This is a genomic window from Acetobacter farinalis, from assembly GCF_011516935.1.
In the GTDB taxonomy this organism is placed as follows: domain Bacteria; phylum Pseudomonadota; class Alphaproteobacteria; order Acetobacterales; family Acetobacteraceae; genus Acetobacter; species Acetobacter farinalis.
Genome location: NZ_WOTF01000023.1, coordinates 1 through 21,846, shown reverse-complemented (window position 1 = coordinate 21,846; position 21,846 = coordinate 1). Strand labels below are relative to the sequence as shown.

At 59.4% G+C, this 21,846-nt stretch carries 18 protein-coding genes and 1 pseudogene; 17 read left to right on the top strand and 2 right to left on the bottom strand.

Translation table 11 applies throughout. The annotated features are described in order from the left end of the window. The first annotated feature begins 8 nt into the window (after positions 1-8). From GOB82_RS11795 to GOB82_RS11720, 16 genes are all read left to right on the top strand, one after another. Complete coding sequence (locus GOB82_RS11795) at positions 9-446, top strand: phage tail fiber protein (protein WP_166123330.1); 438 nt, start codon at positions 9-11, stop codon at positions 444-446. Positions 447-772: 326 nt separating this feature from the next. Then, a complete protein-coding gene (locus GOB82_RS11790; protein ID WP_166123328.1) occupies positions 773-1,240 on the top strand; it encodes a hypothetical protein in 468 nt (155 codons plus the stop codon). A 194-nt stretch (positions 1,241-1,434) separates the two neighbouring features. Further along, positions 1,435-3,234: a hypothetical protein gene (locus GOB82_RS11785; RefSeq protein ID WP_166123326.1), complete on the top strand. Its 1,800-nt coding sequence runs from the start codon at positions 1,435-1,437 to the stop codon at positions 3,232-3,234. 30 nt (positions 3,235-3,264) lie between these two features. Continuing rightward, positions 3,265-4,074 (top strand): phage baseplate protein, encoded by an 810-nt coding sequence (locus GOB82_RS11780; RefSeq protein ID WP_242007387.1) that lies wholly within the window; start codon positions 3,265-3,267, stop codon positions 4,072-4,074. Between the two features lie 79 nt (positions 4,075-4,153). After that, positions 4,154-4,462 (top strand): phage baseplate plug family protein, encoded by a 309-nt coding sequence (locus GOB82_RS11775; RefSeq protein ID WP_166123324.1) that lies wholly within the window; start codon positions 4,154-4,156, stop codon positions 4,460-4,462. 63 nt (positions 4,463-4,525) lie between these two features. Then, the gene (locus GOB82_RS11770) at positions 4,526-5,467 is read left to right on the top strand and encodes a hypothetical protein (protein ID WP_166123322.1); all 942 of its coding nucleotides are present in this window, start codon (positions 4,526-4,528) and stop codon (positions 5,465-5,467) included. Next, complete coding sequence (locus tag GOB82_RS11765) at positions 5,464-6,144, top strand: Gp138 family membrane-puncturing spike protein (RefSeq protein ID WP_166123320.1); 681 nt, start codon at positions 5,464-5,466, stop codon at positions 6,142-6,144. The genes GOB82_RS11770 and GOB82_RS11765 overlap by 4 nt, the downstream gene beginning before the upstream one ends. Before the next feature lie 111 nt (positions 6,145-6,255). Beyond that, on the top strand, positions 6,256-6,609 hold the full coding sequence (locus tag GOB82_RS11760; RefSeq protein WP_166123318.1) for a hypothetical protein: 354 nt from the start codon (positions 6,256-6,258) through the stop codon (positions 6,607-6,609). Further along, positions 6,581-7,813: a baseplate J/gp47 family protein gene (locus tag GOB82_RS11755; RefSeq protein ID WP_166123316.1), complete on the top strand. Its 1,233-nt coding sequence runs from the start codon at positions 6,581-6,583 to the stop codon at positions 7,811-7,813. Before GOB82_RS11760 ends, GOB82_RS11755 begins: the two co-directional genes overlap by 29 nt. Beyond that, positions 7,813-8,388 (top strand): DUF2612 domain-containing protein, encoded by a 576-nt coding sequence (locus GOB82_RS11750; RefSeq protein ID WP_166123314.1) that lies wholly within the window; start codon positions 7,813-7,815, stop codon positions 8,386-8,388. Before GOB82_RS11755 ends, GOB82_RS11750 begins: the two co-directional genes overlap by 1 nt. After that, on the top strand, positions 8,385-9,599 hold the full coding sequence (locus GOB82_RS11745; RefSeq protein ID WP_166123312.1) for a phage tail protein: 1,215 nt from the start codon (positions 8,385-8,387) through the stop codon (positions 9,597-9,599). The genes GOB82_RS11750 and GOB82_RS11745 overlap by 4 nt, the downstream gene beginning before the upstream one ends. Next, complete coding sequence (locus GOB82_RS11740; protein WP_194300481.1) at positions 9,599-10,027, top strand: hypothetical protein; 429 nt, start codon at positions 9,599-9,601, stop codon at positions 10,025-10,027. The genes GOB82_RS11745 and GOB82_RS11740 overlap by 1 nt, the downstream gene beginning before the upstream one ends. Continuing rightward, positions 10,024-10,551, top strand: coding sequence for a phage fiber-tail adaptor protein (locus tag GOB82_RS11735; protein ID WP_166123310.1), 528 nt, complete (start codon positions 10,024-10,026; stop codon positions 10,549-10,551). Before GOB82_RS11740 ends, GOB82_RS11735 begins: the two co-directional genes overlap by 4 nt. Positions 10,552-10,562: 11 nt before the next feature. Beyond that, positions 10,563-11,129, top strand: a complete 567-nt coding sequence (locus tag GOB82_RS11730) for a hypothetical protein (protein ID WP_166123308.1) — start codon at positions 10,563-10,565, stop codon at positions 11,127-11,129. Further along, positions 11,126-13,516: a hypothetical protein gene (locus GOB82_RS11725; RefSeq protein ID WP_166123306.1), complete on the top strand. Its 2,391-nt coding sequence runs from the start codon at positions 11,126-11,128 to the stop codon at positions 13,514-13,516. The genes GOB82_RS11730 and GOB82_RS11725 overlap by 4 nt, the downstream gene beginning before the upstream one ends. Before the next feature lie 259 nt (positions 13,517-13,775). Next, positions 13,776-14,204: a hypothetical protein gene (locus tag GOB82_RS11720; protein WP_166123304.1), complete on the top strand. Its 429-nt coding sequence runs from the start codon at positions 13,776-13,778 to the stop codon at positions 14,202-14,204. 255 nt (positions 14,205-14,459) lie between these two features. Here the strand turns inward: GOB82_RS11720 and GOB82_RS11715 are convergent, their stop codons facing one another. Both GOB82_RS11715 and GOB82_RS11710 read right to left on the bottom strand, forming a co-directional pair. Beyond that, positions 14,460-19,730, bottom strand: coding sequence for a Hint domain-containing protein (locus GOB82_RS11715; RefSeq protein WP_166123302.1), 5,271 nt, complete (start codon positions 19,728-19,730; stop codon positions 14,460-14,462). A gap of 3 nt (positions 19,731-19,733) precedes the next feature. Further along, positions 19,734-21,071, bottom strand: a complete 1,338-nt coding sequence (locus GOB82_RS11710; protein WP_166123300.1) for an autotransporter strand-loop-strand O-heptosyltransferase — start codon at positions 21,069-21,071, stop codon at positions 19,734-19,736. A gap of 306 nt (positions 21,072-21,377) precedes the next feature. Between GOB82_RS11710 and GOB82_RS11705 the strand changes: the two are divergent. Then, positions 21,378-21,740 (top strand): annotated as a pseudogene (locus GOB82_RS11705) (recombinase family protein); the annotation flags it as partial. Between the last annotated feature and the right edge of the window lie 106 nt (positions 21,741-21,846).

The window sequence follows — 21,846 nt, the reverse complement described above, 5'->3', positions numbered from 1 at the left end:
CCGGACAGATGTCCGATTATGATATTACCGCCGCCAATTCCGTATACACTGTTACAGTGCCCGGGCTTTACAATACCCCGATCACACTGGAAAACTACGCGGCAGACCGTGCGTTTGAAACCGATGCGCGGGAACTGGCCGAAACCGCCATGAGTATTGATGGCTACCTGAATGCCGGATGGATCCCCAATCCTGTCACCCAGACTATCGCGCTGGCTGCCAGTAGTGAAAGCGCCCTGATTTTTGAAGCGATTGTTATGGCGCAGGATGCCCGGCGCGGCCTGTACCGTATGGGCGCTGAAATTCAGATTCCGGCTATCGGACGTAAATACACCATGGTGCGTGGCCTGTTGCGCTCCATTGTGGGCGTGCCAACAGCGGGCCGGGTTCTGGAAGCCCGCCATTTTGAAATCATCTGGGAACGCGTGCTCCCCGCCGCGATCTGATTCCCTGAGCGCAACACCGGCCTATGCCCCACCTCGATGGCAGAGGCAGACCGGTGCTGCTCAGGCATAAAACCAGACTGCTTGCAAAAAAGCCTGTTTCCAACGCCCGTTTGAGAAACCTAACAGGAAAATTCTAAGAAACCCTAAAAATTCAGAGCGATTTTACTCAAATCGACCACTTACTGCCCGGGCAGTAACAGACTGTAAGGCACGCCACCAGAAACAGAAGCCAGTACAGGAACGCCCACGATACCTTTCGCAGATTTCTGTCTTGCTGCCCGGCAGGCACACCCTTGGCCGCCCCATCTCATTTCAGGAAAATATTTATGAAAACAGTGGAGTATACGCACAGTAAAGCCGGAGCCGATCACGGTAAACGCTTTGTTCTCACCCGCATGGACGCGTTTGCGGCAGACAAATGGGCGCGCCATATCCTTCAGGCGGCCATTCGTGGCGGCGCACGGGTGGGGGCGGATCTCGCGGAAGCAGGACTTGCCGGTCTTGCCAGTCTTGGCATTGAAATTTTCGGCTTCATGGAAGAAGCTGAACTGGACCGTGCTCTGGACCGTCTCATGCAGTGCGTCACCCTGCGACCAGACCCCGCTCACCCTGACACCACCCGTGCGGTCATCGCGTCAGATTTTGAGGAACCGGAAACACTGGGTTCCGTCCGGGCCGAAGCCTTCAGGCTGCATGTGGGTTTTTTGCTGGCCGCCGCACACCAGCTCTTCCCCGTTGTGGCGGCGCTTCTGGGAGAGAGCGGGCAGGAGGCCCCGAGCCCGCCCGGTGTGTAAATGTCTCAACAGCTCTTGCCGCGGTCATCACCGCAGGTCTGGCAACACTGCACGAACTGAAAACTGTGTATGACAGCGAGGATCTGTACGATCTTCTGGAAATAATTTCTGTCAAAAACTGGAACGCTTCCGTGGCCGAAAAGGTTTTTCAGGAGCAGATGCGCCCCCTTCATGGCCGCTGAGGAACAGAACCCATGTCGGAAATGCTGATTGATGAACTGGTCGTGCGGCTGGGGCTGGATACTTCCAGCCTGCAAGCAGATGCCAGACAGGCCACCGCCACGTTCTCCCGCCTGCGCGGAGAAGCCCTGAGCCTGATGGCCGTTCTCAGCGGCGGGCGCGGGCTTGCACGGCTCCTGTCAGAGACTAGTGCCACCGCCGGACAAACCAGCACGGCCACTCGCCAGAGCGCCACCGGCTCCCGCACGCGTGCCGCCAGCCAGAGCCCCGGCACCACAGGGTTCCGCACCGCAAGCCAGAACACACTCTTCCGGGAGCCCGTCAGTCGGCAGAACGCCCCATTCCCCCGCGCTTCCCTCCCGCGTTCCACGGCTTACCCGGCCGCCAGACGCGCCACACGTCCTCTTGCCTCCCGCCAAACGCCTGTCATGCCAGCCTCCGTTGGTCCCAACGCTGACGGTCAAGGTGCTGGCCACCCTGCCGCCGCAGCGTTCGGTGCACCGGTTTTTTCAGGTGCGCTCACCAGTCTCTCAGGCGTTGCAGTATCACGCACGGCGCAAAGCCTTCCTGCCGCAGGCTGGAGTGGATCTGCCACTGTGTCAGGCAGTCGCATGCCAGACAGGAATGCCTCCGGCATGTCCGGGGCCGCGGGCCCCCGCTTTCCTGTGCGCTTCCCGGCACAGAATTTTTTCCAGACAGTGGCCGCACACGCCGGGAGTGAGGCGTATCTTGCACGGACAGGACTCTCGCACCGCGCCCTTCTGGTGTCTTCCGTGGCAGGCTCTGCGACAGTTCCTGCGTCTCTCTCTGCTTTCACAGCCCGACACCACGTATTGGCCCGCACCCCGGCTCTTTCTCCGGCAGAAGCTTTCCCCGAAACCCGTTCCCGAGGGCAGACCACCCGCCGCGATACCAGCCGGACACCTGTGGCTTCCCCAACGGACGGCACACCATCACATCGCGCCGCACAGACCCTCTCCACCACGCTCACGCAGATCATAACAGGCGCCACACGTCGCCTTGCCGGACATCGTCAAACCAGCGCCGCGTTTGCCGGGCTTATTCACCCCGCAAAACCGTCTTCGGGCAGGGCTGTCAGCCGTCCTACCCTTCCGGACCTATCACACACCGGGCATATGTTTACCCGCTACAGCGTCTCGGAAGGAGACAAAGTCAGGTTGCCGTTGCTGTCAGAACGGTCCACGTCCGGCGGACCGCGGGGTTTGAGGCGAGTGGTCTCCCCGTATCGTGCAGAGCAGACTGCTCCTGCGCATACCCTTTTTTCCAAAGCGCCCACGTTCCTGCCCACACAGGCAGATCGCCTTCTCCCGCTTTCCGGCACATCGGGGTCCGGTGTCACCCTTCGCACTACACGGCACGCGGTTTCCCGGAAGTCCATGATGCTTTCCCATACAGGCACACCAGTCTTTTGGGGCAGCAGTTCTTCCCACGTCCCTGCATCGTTTGCTGTTCGTGCAAGAGGAGAAAGAGCAGAACCCGTTTTTGAAAGTCTTCTTCAAAGACGAACAGAAACCCGACATCTCTCCCGCGCGCTCAAAGCTTTGCATGCCCATGCAGGCCGTGTGCAGGCTGTGCAGTCATGGCTACCCGGTTCTCCTCTTCTGCGGGCGGCAGATGGGCCGTCCGGCATGCAAATGTCCTCCCGCGCATGCTCGGCCTCCACAATTCATATCGGACCGGTCACCATCACCATGCCGTCGGGCAATCCGCAGGCTGTTGCACACGCGCTGCAAGGCCTGGGTGGCGGGGACAGCCATACACTCACCAGCCTCGCCACCATTGGCGCGGTCTGAAATCTTCCTGCACTGTAAAGGAAATACTTTATGCCCATGGTGCCCGTCAGCCTGCCTTCGGTATGGGATATTCCCGTGGCCGCCGGTGTGCCAGCACTTCTCGGGCAGTCTCCTGCCACGGGGGTGCAGGCGGCGGCTTCCGTCAGCCTCGGCACGGTGCTGGATGATCTGATGATCAGTCAGGCCGCAGGCCAGTGGGGCATTTTCAACGCTACCGGCACCTGTGTGCTCTCCGCCGCCCGTGTGCTTTCCGTCTCGGCGGAAAGCAGCAGCCCCATCGCCACCGCCCCGCTGGAAGAGGGTGCCTTTCTGTCCTACAGCAAAGTGCAGAACCCCCGGCAGCATCGGGTGCTCATGGTGTGTGATGGTTCGGAAACCGGCTTGTCTGATATGGGGGTGTCCCTGTTTTCCGGGGCAGACCTTACGCGCCTCGCAGGAGCGGACGCGCTCTATGTGCGCAAGGCTTTTTTCACGACACTGGCCGCGTTGGAAGCAGATCTTTCCCTGTATGCTGTGGTCACACCGGAGCGAAAATACAGAAATGTCAGCATCACCGGCCACCGCTGGGTGCGGGAGGCGCGGCGCGGCATCACCATGCCGGTAGTGGAAATCACCCTTCAGGAAGTCCGCCTGACAGGCACACAGGGTTTCACACAAACGCAAACCCCGCAGGGCAGCCGCACAGTGTGTAGCGGTCTGGTCTCCGCCCGGTTCTACCCCTCAGCCACCGGGGTCTCTCTCTCCGGTGCGTTCTCTGGCACATCTTCCGGCATCAGCCAGAGCCTTCCGGCAGAGTCCGGCCTGCCAGATCCCATGACCCTCCTGAACACGGCCCTGTAACTGGGCGGTCTGTAACTGATCATCCCGTAACTGGGCACCTCGTAACTGAACACAGTGCTGTAAAAGGTCACACCCCGCCATGCCCGCCCTGTTTACGGTCCCGCTTCCCGCAGTTCCGGCACAGACGCTCAAGGTTCCTCTGTCAGGAACCCTCATCCAGATCACCCTGCGCCAGCGCAGCACCGGCCTGTATGCGGATTTTTACGCAGGCACCATCCGCCTGATGTCCGGCGTGTTGTGCCAGGACCGCACATGGCTGGTGCGGGATGAAGCCATCGGTCTGCCCGGAGATTTCCTGTTTGCGGATACCCAAGGCCAGCAGGACCCGGATTTCACGGCTCTGGGCACCCGCTTTCTCCTTTTTTACCGGCCCGGCTGGACACGCTGAATCCTTCCAGAAAGTCCGTTCCGCCCGTCCCGTTCAAGAGTATTCCAGCCGAGAAAGCCCCTTATGTTGCAAACACACCTCCAGCATCGTGCTGTGGATGTTACGTTCCGTCTGCTTTCACAGGCGTTTGGCCCGAACGGGGAGGATACCATCACCCTTTCCGGCCTACGGGTGCGGGCGGATATCACGCAGGCCGGTTTTCCCACAGCGGAAAGCGCGACCGTGCGGATAGAAGGCATGACACCGGATATCATGAACCGCCTGAGCATGGCCGCGCCAGATCCCTCCCGCCAGAGTGCGAGTGAACTGATCCTGACCATTGCGGATGAAGGCGGGAGCGCCGGTTCTACCCCATCAGGGGCAGCCGCGGGCACAGGCACTCTGGTTTTTCAGGGCGGTGTGACACTGGCCTATGTGGATTATACCGCGGCCCCGAATATCGCTTTTGTAGCGCAGGCGTTTTCAACAGTTTTGCCTAATGCCATGGCGGCAACCCCCACGGGCTACCGGGGCGCGGTTTCCGCTGGACAGGTGCTCGCGACTATTGCCGGCAAAGCGGGGCTGAGCCTGTTTGATGGCGGGGCCACCACCATCCTGCATGATCCCTATTTCCACGGTAGCCCCGGCCAGCAGCTTAGCCAGTGTCTGGAAACCGTACCTCTGCGGGCAGGGCTGGGGCGCGGGCAGCTTTCCATCTGGCCGGCTCAGGGCGGCGGGCAGAGCCTGCCTCTTTCTGTCTCATCAGGCACCGGCTTGATCGGTTATCCCGCATGGTCCGCCGGGGGGCTGGCGCTGCGCATGCTGTTCAATCCGCAAGTGAATTTTAACAGCCTGATCGCGCTACACAGCCGCTACCAGCCTGCCGGATGGGGGCAGCAGAGCGGGCCGGTGCCGTGCGGTTTATGGGTAGTCACACAGGTGCGCCATACCCTGCAAACAGAAATGCCGAACGGCGCATGGTTTACGGATCTCGTGGCTCAGGCGTATCAGGAACCCACAGCATGAGCGTGTCATCCTTTATCACCCAACCGGACCCGGCCAATGCCGGTTTTCCTGTTTTCAACAGGGCAGATGCCGCAGCGTCTGATTTCAATGCCCTGAACGCGGTTATCAGCCGTATGCTTTCCGGGCGCAGAACAGTCATGCCTGTACAGGTCTGTGCGGTTTCCGGTGCAGGGCTTGCTCCTGTCGGCTTTGTGGATGTCCAGCCTCTGGTCCAGCAGCAGGACGCCACAGGCCGCGTCACACCGCATGGGGTGCTGTATAACGTGCCCTATTTCCGGCTTCAGGGCGGTGCCCGCGCCGTTATTCTGGACCCTGCGGTGGGTGATATCGGTCTGGCCCTTGTGGCTGACCGTGATATTTTCAACGTCAAGACCGCCCGTGCGAGCGCTGCCCCCGGCTCCTTCCGGCAACAGAACATGGCAGATGCCCTCTATATCGGCGGTTTTCTCAATTCTGCTCCGCAGGAGTATCTCTGGTTCAGTGACAGTGGCATCACCATGAAAACTGCTGGTACAGTCAGCATAGAAGCCCAGAGCATGCGCATCAGCGGCGCAGTCTCGGTCGAAGGCAGCCTCTCCGTCACACAGGATGCTACCGCCAGCGGCATTTCGCTCACTCAGCACATTCACCCCGGCGTATCTCCCGGTTCGGCCAGCACCGGTACCCCGCAGGGGTGAAAGTAGGTCCGGAGGGCGCTGAAAAGCCGTCCTGCCGGGCAAGCCATATTCTGCCGTCTGCTGTGCCCGTTGGCTTTTTCTCTATTTCCTGAACAGTAAAGAACACGCCTGATGCAAACCCTGCTTCTCGACAGATCAACCTGGGATCTGGTGGTGGATGCCAGCGGCAGCCTTGCAGTTGCCTCGGCACCTTATGCCGTGGCCCAGAACGTTGCCTGTGCGGTACGCGTCTTTTTGGGGGAGTGCTGGTACAATACCGCGCTTGGCCTGCCTTATCTCACCAATATTCTCGGGCGCGGCCAGTCCGCTGCCCTGTTCCGTGCGGATGTCGAGCATACGGCCCTCACTGTGGCGGGTGTTGCGCAGGCTGTGTGCGTGCTTACGGCCATCAGCCCGGCGCGCCGCCTGTCGGGTGTCATCCAGCTTACCTTGACTGATGGGAGCCAGACTGTTGTCAGTTTCTAACACCACGTCCGTTCCAGCCCCGGTGCTGGACGCTACCGGCTTCATCATGCCGGAGGAAGGCGATATCCTTTCCGGCGTTCTGGCAGATATCAACGCCGCTTTTGGCAACACCCTCAATACGGATCTCTCAACACCGCAGGGGCAGCTGGCCACATCTCTCACCGCCATTCTGGGGGATGCGTATGATCAGTTTCTGGCCCTTGCCAACGGAGTGGACCCCGTTCGTGCCTCCGGCCGTATGCAGGATGCCATCGGGCGCATCTATTTCCTGTCCCGCCAGCCTGCCACGGCCACGGTTGTGACCTGTGTATGCACCGGGGCTGCCGGTACCCACATCCCGCAGGGCACCCTTGTTCAGGATCAGTCAGGCAATAGCTACGCAGCGGATACCAACCTGACTCTGGATGCTACCGGCACCGCGCAAGGCACCTTTACCTGTACCAGCACGGGGGAGGTCATCTGTCCGGCGGGCAGTGTCGGCATCAGCCAGTCCCTTGCTGGATGGAGCAGCGTGAGCAATCCCGCTGCCGGCGTCACGGGGCGTGCTGTGGAAGGTCGGGCCGCATTTGAAGAGCGTCGCAGAATTTCCGTGGCTGCGAATGCCGTCGGCCCACTTGATGCAATTTCAGCGTCTGTGCAGGCCGTCTCTGGCGTTACGGATGTATATGTAGCGGATAACAGCACTGCCGCCAGCGTCACAATGCAGGGTGTCACACTGGCTCCGCACAGCCTGTATGTTTGCGCAAACGGAGGAGCGGATGCGGATATTGCTCTTGCCATTCTTCGCAAGAAGCCGCCCGGTTGTGCCTGTAACGGCAGTACGACCGTCACGGTGGTAGACCCGGCCAGCACCTATGCTACTCCCCCAGCCTATGTCGTGAGTTTTCAGAGGCCCACGCCCGTTCCGGTTTATGTCGCTGTGAGTATCGCCTCTTCCGCCGCGGTGCCCTCCACCGCCACCACGGATGTTCAGGCCGCCATCCAGTCCGCTTTTCTGGGGAATGACGGGGGCACACGCGCCCGCATTGGTGGTGCCCTGTACGCCAGCCGGTTCTATGCCGCCGTGGCCACTTTGGGTGTCTGGGCGCAGAGTGTGGAAATCACGCTCGGTACCAGTCCCAACCCCACCGGTTTTACCGTCCAGATGCAGGCGGACCAGATCCCGACCCTCGACCCCACAACCATCACCGTGGTGCAGGCCTGATGCAGGATGTGCAGAAAACCATTCTCTCGCAATATGCCTGTGCCCCCAGCCTGAATGCGCTCGTTGCAAGCTGGAATCAGGCGTTTGATCCGGCAAACCTGATTGACGCATGGTATGCGCAGGTCTGGAATATCGAAACCGCACAGGGTTACGGGCTGGATGTGTGGGGTCGTATCGTTGGCGTTCAGCGCGTTATCACGGTCTCCTCTGATAGTTTCACAGGTTTTTCTGAAGCTTCTGATATGACAGAGCAGGGCTTCAACACTGCCCCCTGGTACAGGGGGGCAGCCATCAGCAGTAACGTCCGGCTTTCTGATGATGGCTTCCGGCAACTGATTTATGCCAAGGCAATGGCCAATATCACAGATGGGTCCATTATCAGCCTGAACGCCATTCTCATGGCGCTGTTTGCCGGGCAGGGTGATGCATGGGTGGAAGATAACGCCGATATGACCATGACCTACGTTTTCAATTTTATTCCAACAGACGTGCAGATTTCCATAATCCAAGGTAGCGGTGTCCTGCCGCGTCCGGCCGGAGTGGCCGTGTCCTATGCTCTCAGGGGGGAGGCATGAAGCAGTCTGATTGTCCGGCACTGCTGGCAACACCAATCGCGCAGAATGCTGCCGCATCGGATATCGCCGCCATTCCCGCCCTACAGGCTCGGGCGGGAGATGGCACAGCTTCCCTCGCGCTGGGCTTCCCGCCGGAAACCTTCATTGCCCGTTCCGCCGGGGGTGTCCCGCCACGCGGGCAGGACATGAATGGTCTTCTGAACCTGATTTCAAAAATTCTTCAGTCCTATCAGGCAGGTTGCCTGGGCCGCTATGATTCCAGCTTTGCGCAGGCCATTGGCGGGTATCCTGCCGGTGCCGTTGTTTCCGGCACCACCCCGGGCACATTCTGGGTTTCGGTGGCCGATAATAACGTCACCACTCCCGGCAGCGCGGGTGCGGCGTGGCAAAACCTGTTTGAAGGGTATCTGCCCCTCAGCGGTGGCACGCTTGACGGCTCAATGGTCATTCAGTCCGCACCTCCGCAGAACTCCACATCCGGCCAGTATATCAACTATAACCAGATACAGTTTGACTCTGCCGGGCGCGGTGGAAACCTGCAAATCTATTTGCAGGAACACGTGGGATACCAGTTTTCGGCTGTCTTCGCGATTGGTCAGAATGACGGAACTTACTCGTTCCTTGGCCTGGGCCGTGGAAATACCCTGCAATATAACGGCCAGCAGGTTGCGTTTGAGAGTGATCTTTCAGCCTATATTTCCGGCACGCCGTCTGGAGGTGGCCAGACCGTCCGGAACATGCAGGCGGTAGGTTTCAGCGGGTCAGATAGCCCCGGTACTTACGTGCAGGTTGCAACCCCGTCTGGAGTTTTCGCGCTGCCCAGCGCAGCCAATATCAATGCGTCGCTGGTCGCCTACGCGCAGCCCAAAGGCAGTTACCAGCCCGCCGGGAATTATCAGCCTGCCGGGAACTATGTAACATCGGATATTTACAGCAGCGATTTCTCAACTTCGGATAGCCGCGTGGTTAACCTGCCCTACGGGCACCGCATCCAGATGTTTACGGCGACCATGAACGTACCCGGCGGATTGACCATTACTTTCCCGGAGGCATTCTCTGGCCCGCCAATCGTGCTGGCCGGCTCAGACGGGAGTGGAGATTCGCAGACTGATACAGACTTTTTCATCTCAGAACGTACCGCCACCAGTTTCTATTTCAATAGCCGGAATAACCAAGGCAGTTTCCAGTTTGTCGCGATCGGACCGCGCTGATGACAGACGTGAAAATATCTTATCCAGAACGCTATTATGCGTCCTACGATACAAAAGCTCCTCAACCCACACCGGTTACAGGCTGGTATGATACAGCTGGCATGAAAAGCGTGGTCTCTGTGCCTCCTGCGGCAGATATGATTGCCATCTCAGCAGAAGACTGGGCGGATACCACGCATTTCCGGTGTTCTATCGGCCGTGGGGTGCTGGATGGCCGGATTGTGGATTACATGCCGCCTCCAGACCCGGTGCCGCTGGCCGAGCAGGCCCGGCAGGCGCTGGCCGCCGCCCGCCAGACAGTCTGGGCAGAGTATGGCGCACTGAATGACCCCACGCCGCAAGCATGGGTGGCGTATCTGAAAGCCCTGCGCGCCCTTGCGGATGGGCAAGATGCCGTGGGCACCACTCTGCCGGAGGCCCCGGCATGACAGCACCCCTGCCTTCGCCCGGTTTCCGGCCCGCGCCCGCCCGTATGCTGCCCCTCACGGTGCCACCCGGCTTGCGCCTGCGGGGGCTGGAGGCCGAACGGCTGCGGCTGGCGTGGGCGCCTAAAGCCAGTGGGGATGCGCTGGATTTCTCACTCTCTCCGCACCTCTGGTTGCACGGCACGGGAGATTATCTGGCGTCTGTCACCGCCAGTGTCCCGACAGCCACGGGTGCGGAAACGGATCTTACTGTGCTGTGGAGCACGCTGATACACGGTGCTGTCTGTGTGTTTCTGGGGGGCGGCGCGCCGGGAACCGTGCAGGAGGTTCTGGTGTGTGTCACCACCCAGCAGGGGCGCAGTCTTGTGCAGCCTGTTTCTGTGGCCATCCTGCCCACCACGCCTGCGGCTATCCCGCCTTCTGTCCCGCATCTGGCCGATGGCACGCCGGTGCCACCCAATGCCATGGCCCTGCCGGATGGCTCCATTCTCATCGGTCCATCCGGGCAACCCTATCTCATCGCGTAACGGGAGAATCCATGTCAGGGTCAAGTATTTCCACGGCGGCCACACCCGGTGGCACGCCGCTTTCGGCATTGCCGGTGCATCCTCAGCCCGCGCCAACAGACCTTGTTTTCGGTATTTTCAATGGTCAGGGGCAGTTTGTCCAGCAATCGGCCATCTGGTCCGGTGCCGTTGCGAAAACAGGAGACACCCTCACGGGGTTGCTGAGTTGTGCACTCCCGCCAACAGACGCCACGCATCTGGTGAACAAGGCCTATGCCGATGCGCTGGGCGGGCAGGTGAGCGGTGCGGTGTCCGCACTGGTCACACAGGCGCAGGATGCCGCAACACAGGCGCAAACAGCTCAGTCGGGCGCGGCAGGTGCGGCCTCCAGTGTGATCACGGCGCAAAAGGGCGTGCCCAATGGTCTGGCTACCCTCTCGCAAGAGGGGAATCTCGTGCTTGGCGGGTTCGATTGTCTGGGTGTGCAAAACGGCCATGTGCTGCTGGCGATGGACCTTCCCACTACAGACCCCGGCCTGCGCGGCGTCTGGTGGAACAATGGTGGGTATCTTTGCATTTCATATGGTAGCTCTTCATGAAGACACTCCTGAAAATCCGTGTTGTTCTTGCTGTGTGTTCGGGGCTGTCTGTCATGGCTGGAGCGGCGGTCGCCGCCTTTGCCCAGCCTAATCATCTGCTGTCGCAGTATCAGACCATCTGGCAGCTCGTGCCGCAATCTCCTGCACAGGCTCCCGCGCAGTCTGGTGGGCAGGTGGCCACGCAGCGGTTATTCCTGACGCAGGCCGGTGCAGGGCTTGCCTATGTGCCCACGCGGCCTCCGGGCGGCCTGGATGCCCAGACTGGTGTACCCGCTTTGTGGCAGAATGCCACCATCGGCCAGATTGGCGCGATGGCGGATGACAGCGTGCAGCAATCTGAAAAAGGCATGCCCAACGGTGTCGCCACGCTGGATGCGGGAGGCATGATGAGTGCCCCTGTTTCTGGAGATCTTTCAACAGCCACAGCAAAAATCGGCGCAAGTGGTGCGGTGGTTCGCCCGCTGGCCGAACGGTTCGCAGACCAGTTGAATGCAAAGGATTTCGGTCTGGCGCTGGATGGCAAAACGGATGATACCGCCGCCCTTCAGGCCGCCAAGAATGCTGCGGCGGCAGGAGCCATTATTCAGGTGCCTTCCGGCAAGCTGGCGCTGACGGCCCCGCCCACCGGCAGTGCGCCCAATCTGTGGCAGATCAACGGCACGGTGCGGGCTGATGGCAGCCCGCTGACCAGCCTCGGTACGGATGTGATTGAAAGCACGCTGGAAGGCGGGAAATATTTCGCCCGTGGCCAGACAGCAGCGGATATGGCGCCCGTTCTGCGCAAGGATCTGGATGTGACCCATTCCGGAGGCACTGCCGGGTTTGTCATGAATCTGGAAAAGGGCAACTGCACTATTCCCTCGGTGGGGGCTGCCCTGAGTGATTATATCTGGTGCCACGCCACCGTGCTGAACAGCTCGGCCTTTGGGGCCGGGCAGCATGTGGCGCAGGCCAGTCTGGCGCAAAGGCCCGCCAATGCGCTGGCGGATGGCATGGGGTCCCGCTCCGAGATCTGGGCCGGATATGATGAAACCCGTGATGACACCGGCCAGCCGTCCAACATCGCGGGCAGTCTTGTAGGGCGGGAGGTGGACCTCTACGCCAATGGGGATGACCCGAATAACTGGCGCATCGGCCTTCAGCTCCAGATTGCCGGGGCGAATGCCAGCGGCTCGCCCGCCCGGGTGGGAAAAGGCATTGCCCTTGGCAATAATGACAGCACCAGCACATACGGCACCATGATTGATGCCGCAGGCCGGTTTGATACAGCCGGGATAGATCTTTCAGCCAGCACGCCAGTCAATAACGCACCGGTGCTCAATATTGGCGCAAACCGCAATCTTGCTTTCGGCGCGGACCACAAACCGTATCTCCAGTTTGATTCCGCAGCTTACACCCTGCGATACTGGTATGACACGACACCTCTTTTCTCCATCGGCATGAAGGGGGATGTCACAACGGCCATCTCCAACGCCGGGAACGGCATTGCATGGACACTTGGCGGGCAGGCGCTGATAGGCCTGAACCTGACGAGCCTGAACGCGCCGGAAGCCCTGCGTCTGGGGGCAGGGCAGGCGCTTTCGTGGGAGCCCACCGCTACGGTGCAGACCCGCTTTGCCAATGGCATGCTGAGTGATCAGGTGGCTGCGGGCGTGGTCCGCACGCTGGATACGCAGGGAAATGAAAGCCTCCCCGGTTCCCTGCACAACAGCCAGACAGTGGTCAGTCTGACGCAGCCCACCGCTGCGGCTTTCGTGGCGCAGGGCACGGCGGCCATCGGGCTGGATACAACCGGCCTTGCGGCGGCGGAAGCCCTGCGGTTGGCTGATGGCCAGCATGTGTCATGGGAACACACCGCCACCGTGCAAACCCGTTTTGCCAGTGGCCTGTTGCAGGACACATGGGGCGGAAGCCCCCTGCGCACACTGGACCAGAGCGGCAATGAAACCCTGAGCGGCAGCAGCCTGAACAGCGGCATGACCACCACGCTGCATAACGCGTCCGCCAGTGCCATCACGCTGGGCGGCACGGCGGCCATTGGCGTGAATTTTTCCGGGCTGGATACCGCGCAGGCCCTGAGGCTGGGCAGCGGGCAGGCTGTGGCGTGGGAACCTACAGGCGTGATCACCACCGGCTACACCCCCAGCGGCCTGCGGGATGCCAATGGCAGCACGCCCCTGCGCATGCTGGACACGGCGGGGAATGAAACCCTGAGCGGTGCCCTCACGCCTGCCGGGGGCGTGCGTCTGCCTACCGTCTCCCGTGCAGCGCTCAAGGCCATGCTGAATCTGCCTATTGGCACCACGCTGTACGATGCGGATGATGATGCCCCGGCAGTGTATACATCAGCCGGATGGAAGCTTGTTACCCTGAGCGCACTGCCCTGAAGCTATACGGGGGAGGGAGTATGGTGAAGGTTTCTCGCCTGCTTCCCGCTGTAAAAGGTGGGACGCTGGCGAAGTCTCTGGTTCAGGCCGCATGGCAAATCATGCCGAAACGCGTCTTACAAAAAACACTCACACAACCTTGAAGATGATTTTTGCGTGACGTTTGTGTGGCTTTGCGCGTTCTTCTTGCTTCGCCCGAGGCGTCTCCTGTAATTTGCCTGCGGGACTCTTCCCAATTCCCATAAGGCAGACAGGATTCATGACAAAAAAAACAAGAATTGTCCTGCTTGCAGGCGCGTTATCCGTGGGGTTGCTGCACGCGGCACAGGTCCCGGCGCAGGCCAGAACGGTGCATCTGACACCCAATATTACCACCACCGTGGTCTCCGGCACGGTGGAAGGGGTGGAAATCATGCCGTTCCATCTGGCGTTGAAGGAGGGGCAGAGGCTGGATGTGCTCTGCCACTCCCGCAAAATCGGAATTTACTTTTTTGTAAAAGATCCATCCGGCAGCATTCTCTATAATAGTGCGGAAGGTCCGCAGCCCGACAGGTGGACCGGCCTTGCCACACGTCCGGGCAAATACACGCTGGGTGTTTTCCAGCGGCACCCCTCTGCCCATAAAGGGCAGACGGCGTTTTTCCGTCTGCATCTTGCTGTGAATGACGGCTCTGTGAGTGAGGGCTGAGCAGCCCAGCGTGCTGGTCGCGTTTCCGGCCTATACCAACCGGCCTGCGCCACGCGTGTGGTGTGGGTTGGTACTGTGGAGTTTTCAATAAATATTCAGAGGTTTCAGAATATTCTGCCATGTTCTGCGCCATGGGCAGTGGAGCCCCGGGTGTTCTGAGTGACCGGTCAATCAGACCGGTCAGCCAGATATACCACCCCTCGGGTGGCATTCCGCTTTTGGAAGGCGGAATGCCTTTTGGGGTTTCAGTCCCAGTTAGTTTGCGATTTTAAGACTGCTCTCTGTTTCATCATCCTGATGAACGAGATACGGCCCCGCCGCAACGACCTGCACTGTCAGCATGGACAGGGAAGCCGTTTTTCTTTCTGGAAGCGGCAGAATTGCGTTGCCGTTCGTCCAGCGGCAAGGCGCAGTTTCTTTCGCATTCCAGCCGCTCAGTTCAGCCTGCTCCAGATGTTCCGTAATCTTGTGGTGGGTATTTCCGTCAAACAGAGTGATCTGGCCTACCAGAACACCCAGTTGACGACGATCATCCACAAACGGACCGATCACATCACTCGGGCGGCTGGCACGAGAGACAATCCGCACGGTTTCAAGCCCGGACGGCAGCATGAAGGTGATCAGATCGTTCTTGTGGCGTGCCGGACGGATAATCTGGCCAGCCCCGGTCACCAGATGGATATCGGGGTTTTCGGTCAGGGGTTCAGGGTGTTTCTGCATCTCCATACCTGCGGCAACCGCCCGTGCGGAGAACTGTGCGAACAACGGTTCCACCATAGCGCGCTCCACAGTCAGACGGGCAGCACCATCCGTCTCCCATGATTTCGGTTCACCCTGCGGCACAAGACGGACAAGAGACCCATCCTGCGAGAACACCGCACGGTTCCCCGTATCCAGATAGCTTTCTGTCCGGGTGTCGTTGGCCCAGATCACGGCATGCTCTTCCGTTTCGATATGGAAGTAGTCGTAGGACGTGATGGAGCGGTCGTAGACGATGCTCCGCCCGTTCACCAGCATGCGCACCGGCACGAACTTGTCCTCGAAGAACAGGCAGTGTTCCGGCGTGACCAGAAGATCCTGGCTTGGCACGCCATCCGCCAGCGCGTCCTTGAGGATACGGACAGGGTACCCCGCCTCGTCGTCTGCGCGACCAGCTTTCACCTGCATGGATTTCCGGCCAGCCCAGACAACCGGACGTTCCGCCGCAGTCTGCGCCTTCCAGTCCCATGTCATGACCGTGTCGCCAATCCGCAGCTCTTCCACAGCCACATCACCAGACGGTGTGCGGATCATGGAACCGGCAAGGAAGCAGACCTCGAAGACGAGGTCCCCGTCACCGGCTGTGCCCAGCGTATACCCGTAGGTGCCCACACCCACGATGTTCATCGTGATGGTCTGACCATTGGTCAGGGCCAGCGTGACATGGTTGTTATCCGGATAGCTCACGCCATTCGGCTTCACATCCGCTGCCGTCACCCCGGCAAGCTCGATGCCGTCAGAGTTCCCGGCAGATGTCCCGTCAAACCCGCTGATCACCGTGCTGAGTGTGCCACCGTTGGACAGACCGCTGACAACCAGACCGGTATTGGTGCTGCCATCCATAACAATGGTGCCACCGGCATTGTTCCAGATCGTTGCGGAACCGCCATCACGGAGCCAGATATTCGCGCCGCTGCCCATTGTCGCGCCGCTGGTCATCGAGACCATGCCGCCGGCACTGACCATTGTCGAACCCGACAGGACAGACCCGGAAGACGCGGTAACAGACCCACCGGACTGCACCGTTGTGTTAGCCACCGTTGCGGAGACCACGGTCAGCATGCCGCTGCTGCCCACAGTGACCGTATTGGCCGACCCGCCGGGAACGACATTGACCACACCGCCGGAGGCCACCACACCGCCGGACAGAAGCCCCGCATCGGTGACGGTTCCAGACAGGATACCATCGGTTGCGCCATTCAGGATGCCGCCGCTGGCAATTGTCGTTGTGCCACGTGTCAGACCGCCGCCGCTCACCAGATAGGTGCCGCCGCTGCTGACTGTCACATTGTAGGCACTGCCTGCGGCCACGACGCGGGCTGTGCCGCCATTGCCAACAGTTACTGCGGAGAGAACACCCTGCCCATCACCAAGATAGCCACCGGACAGAACGGTCGCGCCGGAGATCAGGCTGCTTGCCGTCCAGGTGCCTGCACTGGCCGCCGCGCCGGAAACAAGAATTCCCGTTGCAGAACCTGCGCTGACAGCAAGAATACCGGATGCGCCAACCGTCAGGCCGTTTGTCGTGCCGCCGCTGATCGTCACCATACCGCCACTCAGGACAGTACCGCCGCTGCCTGTGCCCCCGGAGAAGATGGTCTCATGACCGTAAACCGTTTCTCCGCTGGCAACGCCGCCAGACTGCACATTCAGTACACCCGTGCTGGTAACGGTAGAACCGCTATCCGTGCCCCACAGGTTTTCCGTGCCGGCAACAACGCCATTCGGCGCGTAACCACCCGCATACACGTTCTGCACCGCTCCCAGAGCAATGAGAGAGCCGTTGTCAACACCGCCGGAAAGCACGTTCTCAACACCCGACACCGTAGCGCTGGTAACGGTCCCGCCACTGGTCACATCCAGTTCACCGCCAGAGGCTACCTGTGTGGTCGTTGCCGCTGCGCCGTTGCCGGCGAAGGTCGTGCCTGATGTGCTCCAGGGCGTATCGTTGGGCCAGTATTTGGCAGAAACCGTCCCGACCGTCTGGCGTGCGCCACTCTGGACGGATGCGCCAGCCGCTGTCCCGCCGTTCGTGACATACTGGTTCGCGCCGCTGCTCAGAACCGTATTGGAAGCAATACCGCCCTGAACATGTTCCACACCCGCCGCGTTGACAACGTTCGATGTCGTGACACCGCCTGCATAGACAACATCGTACCCGGCCGACCCAATATTCAGTGCATTGGCGGACCCGTTCGCATTCACCAGAATGCCGCCACCCTGCGCTGTAACCGCAGACGCCGTGCCAGCACTGCCGACGCCCAGCCAGCCATCCTGCACAGAACCGGAGAGTGCTTCACCGCCGCCATAAGCCGAGGTAAAGCCGCCGCTCTGCTGCAGGTTGTGAAGAACTGTGCCTGTTCCGGCGATATTAACGCCACCGGCAGTTGACAGGGATACGTTGTAGGCCTGCGCCCCGGCGTCCAGACCGAGTGTACCGGCGGACGTGACCGTGATGGCGGAAACAACACCGCCATGATCATACAGATACCCACCTCCGCTGACCAACACACCGGTTGCAGAACCGCCGGCGGAGACGGTTGTCTGGCCATTCGTCAGGCTGCCACCGGATGCGAACGCACCGGAACGCACTTCCACCCAGCCACCCGAAACGGTGGTAGCCAGGGCCGTTCCGCCACTGGCGACAATTTCATGGCCGGAGCCCATGATTGTCGTGCTGATAGATTGACCGGAAGAGGAGACCTCCAAGAAAGAACCAGACGTTGCAAGACCGCCCGAGAGGGTCCCGTTGTTGTTGATCCAACCGGAAAGAATACCATCCGACGCAGCATTCAGGGTGCCGCCGCTGGCAATTGTCGTTGTGCCACGGGTCAGACCACCGCCGCTCACCAGATAGGTGCCGCCGCTGCTGACTGTCACATCATAGGCACTACCTGCAGCTACGACGCGGGCTGTGCCGCCATTGCCAACAGTTACCGCGGAGAGAACACCCGCACCATCGCCAAGATAACCACCGGACAGAACGGTCGCGCCGGAAATCAGGCTGCTTGCCGTCCAGGTGCCTGCACTGGCCCCCGCGCCGGAAACCAGAATCCCCGTTGCAGAACCTGCGCTGATAGCGAGGTTGCCGGACGCGCCAACAGTCGTGCCGGAAACCAGACCACCGGTCTGATACAGATTGGCGCCACTTTGAACAACGCCGCCAAGAACCGTGCCGTTATCAAGGATGGTTCCAGACAGCGCACCGTCGGTTGCGCCATTCAGGGTACCGCCGCTGGCTACAGTTGTTGTGCCGCCGGCCAGACCGCCGCCGCTCACCAGATAGGTGCCGCCGCTGCTGACTGTCACATTGTAGGCACTGCCTGCGGCTACGACGCGGGCTGTGCCGCCATTGCCAACAGTTACCGCGGAGAGAACACCCGCACCATCGCCAAGATAACCACCGGACAGAACGGTCGCGCCGGAAATCAGGCTGCTTGCCGTCCAGGTGCCTGCACTGGCCCCCGCGCCGGAAACCAGAATCCCCGTTGCAGAACCTGCGCTGACCGCGATGTTGCCGGACGCGCCAACAATCGTGCCGGAAACCAAACCACCGGTCTGATACAGATTGGCGCTGCTTTGGACAATGCCGCCAAGAACCGTGCCGTTATCAAAGATGGTTCCAGACAGCGCACCGTCGGTTGCGCCATTCAGGGTACCGCCGCTGGCTACAGTTGTTGTGCCGCCGGCCAGACCGCCGCCGCTCACCAGATAGGTGCCACCGCTGCTGACTGTTACATTGTAGGCACTTCCTGCGGCCACAACACGGGCTGTGCCGCCATTGCTGATCGTGACGGCTGAGAGCGTACCCTGCCCATCACCAAGATAGCCACCGGATAGAATGGTTGCGCCAGAGATCAGCGCATTGGGCGCCCATGTGCCGGCACTGGCCCCCGCGCCGGAAACCAGAATACCCGTCGCAGAGCCTGCGCTGACAGCAAGGTTGCCAGACGTGCCAACAGTCGTGCCGGAAACCAGGCCGCCGGTCTGATACAGATTGACGCCAACTCCGATGGTGCCACCGGAGATCGTGCCGTTATCGAAGATGGTTCCAGACAGGAAACTGTCCTGACTGGCTGCAAGCTTGCCACCGCTGGCAACAGTTGTTGTGCCTCTGGCGACTCCCCCGTTGCTGAGCTGGTAAACTCCACCACTTCCGACGGTCGTGTTTGAGCCTGTTCCCCCCAGAACGTGAAACAGACCACCGTTATTAATCTGGGTTCCTGCGGCAACAGCAGCAGAGGAAACGTAAAGCCCGCCGCCCGCGCTGAGCACGATTCCGCTAACAATACCCCCCTGTTCGTAAATGCACGCCCAGCCGCTGACAACACCACCAGAGACAGTCGCCCCGGGGGCAATAAAGGCCTGTGTAAATTCATTATTGCTCCCGGAAATGAGAGCGAGATTGTTCGTTATGGAGCCGGAATTCGCGTTGTAGGTCGTTGCGGAAATAACGAGCCCGCTGATATAGCCGCCAGAATTATTGGTGATTGTCAGATTTGCGGAAACATTATAGGCGGAACCAGTATTTGTGGTGGCAGCATTCAGGGTCGCGTTGCTCAGAACACCACTGTTCACCAAAACACCGCCACCGAGCATGTTCAGATTGTCAACCTGACCGCCGGAGTAGATTGTAACGTTTGCTGTATTCGGGCTCGCGTTATACGCGGAAGAAACAGTTCCTCCGCTGGAAACATTCAATACGGAGTCCCCATCCATATTGAGATTCGTACTGGTTACACCAGATTTCACATCCCATTGACTCATGTGTTAAGCCTTATTGCTAAAGTTTTCGGAATTTTTTGATAAGGAAACTGTTTTTATTGTTTCGATCACCTGCTCAGCGGTGATCAGGCGCGTGCATTCGAACTGACGCGGGGTGTTCGCGTGCCGCGGGCACCACAAGAAATCGTGGTGATCGAAACGCTCTTTGGGGTCATTCCAGCAGGAATTGCAGGTGTGCCAGTTAATGACCCGAAACGGCGTTGCGAATTCGTTGGTCGGGTGTGTAAACCCCGAGATCATGACAACAGGTGTTCCGGCGGACCATGCCAGCCATGCCAGCCCTGAGCTTGTGCCAATAAAAAAGGCGGCATGCCTGAGCCAGCGCGCCCGCTCGGCCAGAGGGCGGTCACCTGTCTGGTCTTCCACGCCGAAGGGGATGTGCGTCCAGACAATGCCTGTGCCATGCACGGCTTTCTGGTCGATGCACACCACCCGGTAGCCCTGCTGCTTCAGCCAGGTGATGACACCTGACCAACCGGTAGGATTGTTCCAGTATTTGCACTGGGAGGACGCCTGCACGGCAATGCAGACATAAGGCTCTTCAATCGGCCGTCCTTCATCGGGGAAGCTGATTTTGGCCGGTTCCTCTTCCGGGCTGACCCCGAGGATATAGCCTGCCGTTTTGTGCAAACCGACAAACCGGAAATCGGTCGGCTGCCAGTCACAGGCCGCATCCTCAAAGAACAGGCCGAGGCTGTAGGTGGCATAAAAGGTTTTTGCTAGATCCTGTTCCGTAACCTCTTCATGTGTAACGAAGCGGATATGAGGATAGGCGGCCTCGAACAATGGCCGGATCAGTTTTGAGAGCGCACAGGTCACGCGTGCGCCGCGCTGCCGGGCAAAGCGCGCGGCGTAGGGCATCCAGGCAAGGGTATCGCCCAGTGTGCCGATGGGAAACTGGATCAGGACATCCTGATCTTTCGCGTCATAAACGTGGGAAAGCACCAACTCCGAGTGGTTCTGGCCATCAGCAGCCTGGGTTTCTTTCCAGATTTCGAGCCCAAACCGAACAAACCAGCGCTTGCTGGAACGGACAAACGCCCCCTGAAGGCCGGCATGCTCAAAGAGTACATTGTTTGTATCAAGGTCTTTCAGGCGTACGCGCCAGCTTCCGCCGTCCAGAACAGGCAGGCGCACGCGGCACCCTTCATTGAAATCAAACAGAATGCCGTGATCGCCAACTTGGGTCGGTTCCGGGCTGGGAGCCGGATAAGGACCGGTATTCTTTTGCGCCTGAACCGAGCTGTCTGCTTTCGCAGGATCAGACTGGGTTGCGTCTGAAGGGCTAACAGAAGACGTGGGAAGTGTGTTGGTGCCCGGCATTATGCCACGCCCCGGAGTAATGTTTGGAATGAAATAACATTTTTGGGGGTGTCGACCGGACAGTGTGACGCCGGGCGTCGTTGCGAAACTTGTGAATTAGGCAAAAAATTAAAGTTGACTCATGTCGTTAAAAATTCGATAAACAAAGTTAACGTTAAAGAATAGATTTCAAAGAGTTTCATCCTGATTCGGGTTTTTGCAAGAACATGAATAAGAAGACGAATGTGTTGCCTAATTCACAAATTTCAAAACATATATAAATTATAATTTAATACTTTATGATTTATGCATTGCACGGATTTCACTATGAGCAGACGGCTAGGCTATGCACGCGTTAGTACTGTGGGCCAGACTTTGGACGCGCAGGTGCAGACGTTAAAAGCGGACGGATGTTCCACTATATTCAAAGAAAAAATAAGTGGTGCGAGAATGAATAGGCGGCAATTGCAAGCTCTTCTTTCCTTTGTAAAAGAGGGGGATGTTGTTGTTGTGACGCGTATTGATCGTCTTGCGCGGAGTACATTTGATCTGTTTCTGATTGTTAGTAAATTAATGGAGAAAAAAGTTCATTTTTATTCTCTGGCAGAGCCGTGGGTGGATACGGCAACCAGTACTGGGCGGCTGATGTTGGCTGTGCTTGGTGGATTGGCGGATGTTGAGAGGGATCTGGAGGGTTCGAAAAACCCCCTGGTTTTGAGAGCTGCTCTGTGATTCCATTTCCCTTGAGTTGATTGGGGGCATGGATCATGAAGCAGACTGGTTTCTTTGATGTTGA

Bases quoted from the DNA above. Each gene is read 5' to 3' on its own strand.
- GOB82_RS11760 (WP_166123318.1), top strand. From the start codon at position 6,256: ATGCAAACCCTGCTTCTCGACAGATCAACCTGGGATCTGGTGGTGGAT.
- GOB82_RS11775 (WP_166123324.1), top strand. From the start codon at position 4,154: ATGCCCGCCCTGTTTACGGTCCCGCTTCCCGCAGTTCCGGCACAGACG.
- GOB82_RS11795 (WP_166123330.1), top strand. From the start codon at position 9: ATGTCCGATTATGATATTACCGCCGCCAATTCCGTATACACTGTTACA.
- GOB82_RS11735 (WP_166123310.1), top strand. From the start codon at position 10,024: ATGACAGCACCCCTGCCTTCGCCCGGTTTCCGGCCCGCGCCCGCCCGT.
- GOB82_RS11745 (WP_166123312.1), top strand. From the start codon at position 8,385: ATGAAGCAGTCTGATTGTCCGGCACTGCTGGCAACACCAATCGCGCAG.
- GOB82_RS11740 (WP_194300481.1), top strand. From the start codon at position 9,599: ATGACAGACGTGAAAATATCTTATCCAGAACGCTATTATGCGTCCTAC.
- GOB82_RS11780 (WP_242007387.1), top strand. From the start codon at position 3,265: ATGCCCATGGTGCCCGTCAGCCTGCCTTCGGTATGGGATATTCCCGTG.
- GOB82_RS11765 (WP_166123320.1), top strand. From the start codon at position 5,464: ATGAGCGTGTCATCCTTTATCACCCAACCGGACCCGGCCAATGCCGGT.
- GOB82_RS11755 (WP_166123316.1), top strand. From the start codon at position 6,581: ATGGGAGCCAGACTGTTGTCAGTTTCTAACACCACGTCCGTTCCAGCC.
- GOB82_RS11785 (WP_166123326.1), top strand. From the start codon at position 1,435: ATGTCGGAAATGCTGATTGATGAACTGGTCGTGCGGCTGGGGCTGGAT.
- GOB82_RS11720 (WP_166123304.1), top strand. From the start codon at position 13,776: ATGACAAAAAAAACAAGAATTGTCCTGCTTGCAGGCGCGTTATCCGTG.
- GOB82_RS11725 (WP_166123306.1), top strand. From the start codon at position 11,126: ATGAAGACACTCCTGAAAATCCGTGTTGTTCTTGCTGTGTGTTCGGGG.
- GOB82_RS11790 (WP_166123328.1), top strand. From the start codon at position 773: ATGAAAACAGTGGAGTATACGCACAGTAAAGCCGGAGCCGATCACGGT.
- GOB82_RS11715 (WP_166123302.1), bottom strand. From the start codon at position 19,730: ATGAGTCAATGGGATGTGAAATCTGGTGTAACCAGTACGAATCTCAAT.
- GOB82_RS11750 (WP_166123314.1), top strand. From the start codon at position 7,813: ATGCAGGATGTGCAGAAAACCATTCTCTCGCAATATGCCTGTGCCCCC.
- GOB82_RS11710 (WP_166123300.1), bottom strand. From the start codon at position 21,071: ATGCCGGGCACCAACACACTTCCCACGTCTTCTGTTAGCCCTTCAGAC.
- GOB82_RS11770 (WP_166123322.1), top strand. From the start codon at position 4,526: ATGTTGCAAACACACCTCCAGCATCGTGCTGTGGATGTTACGTTCCGT.
- GOB82_RS11730 (WP_166123308.1), top strand. From the start codon at position 10,563: ATGTCAGGGTCAAGTATTTCCACGGCGGCCACACCCGGTGGCACGCCG.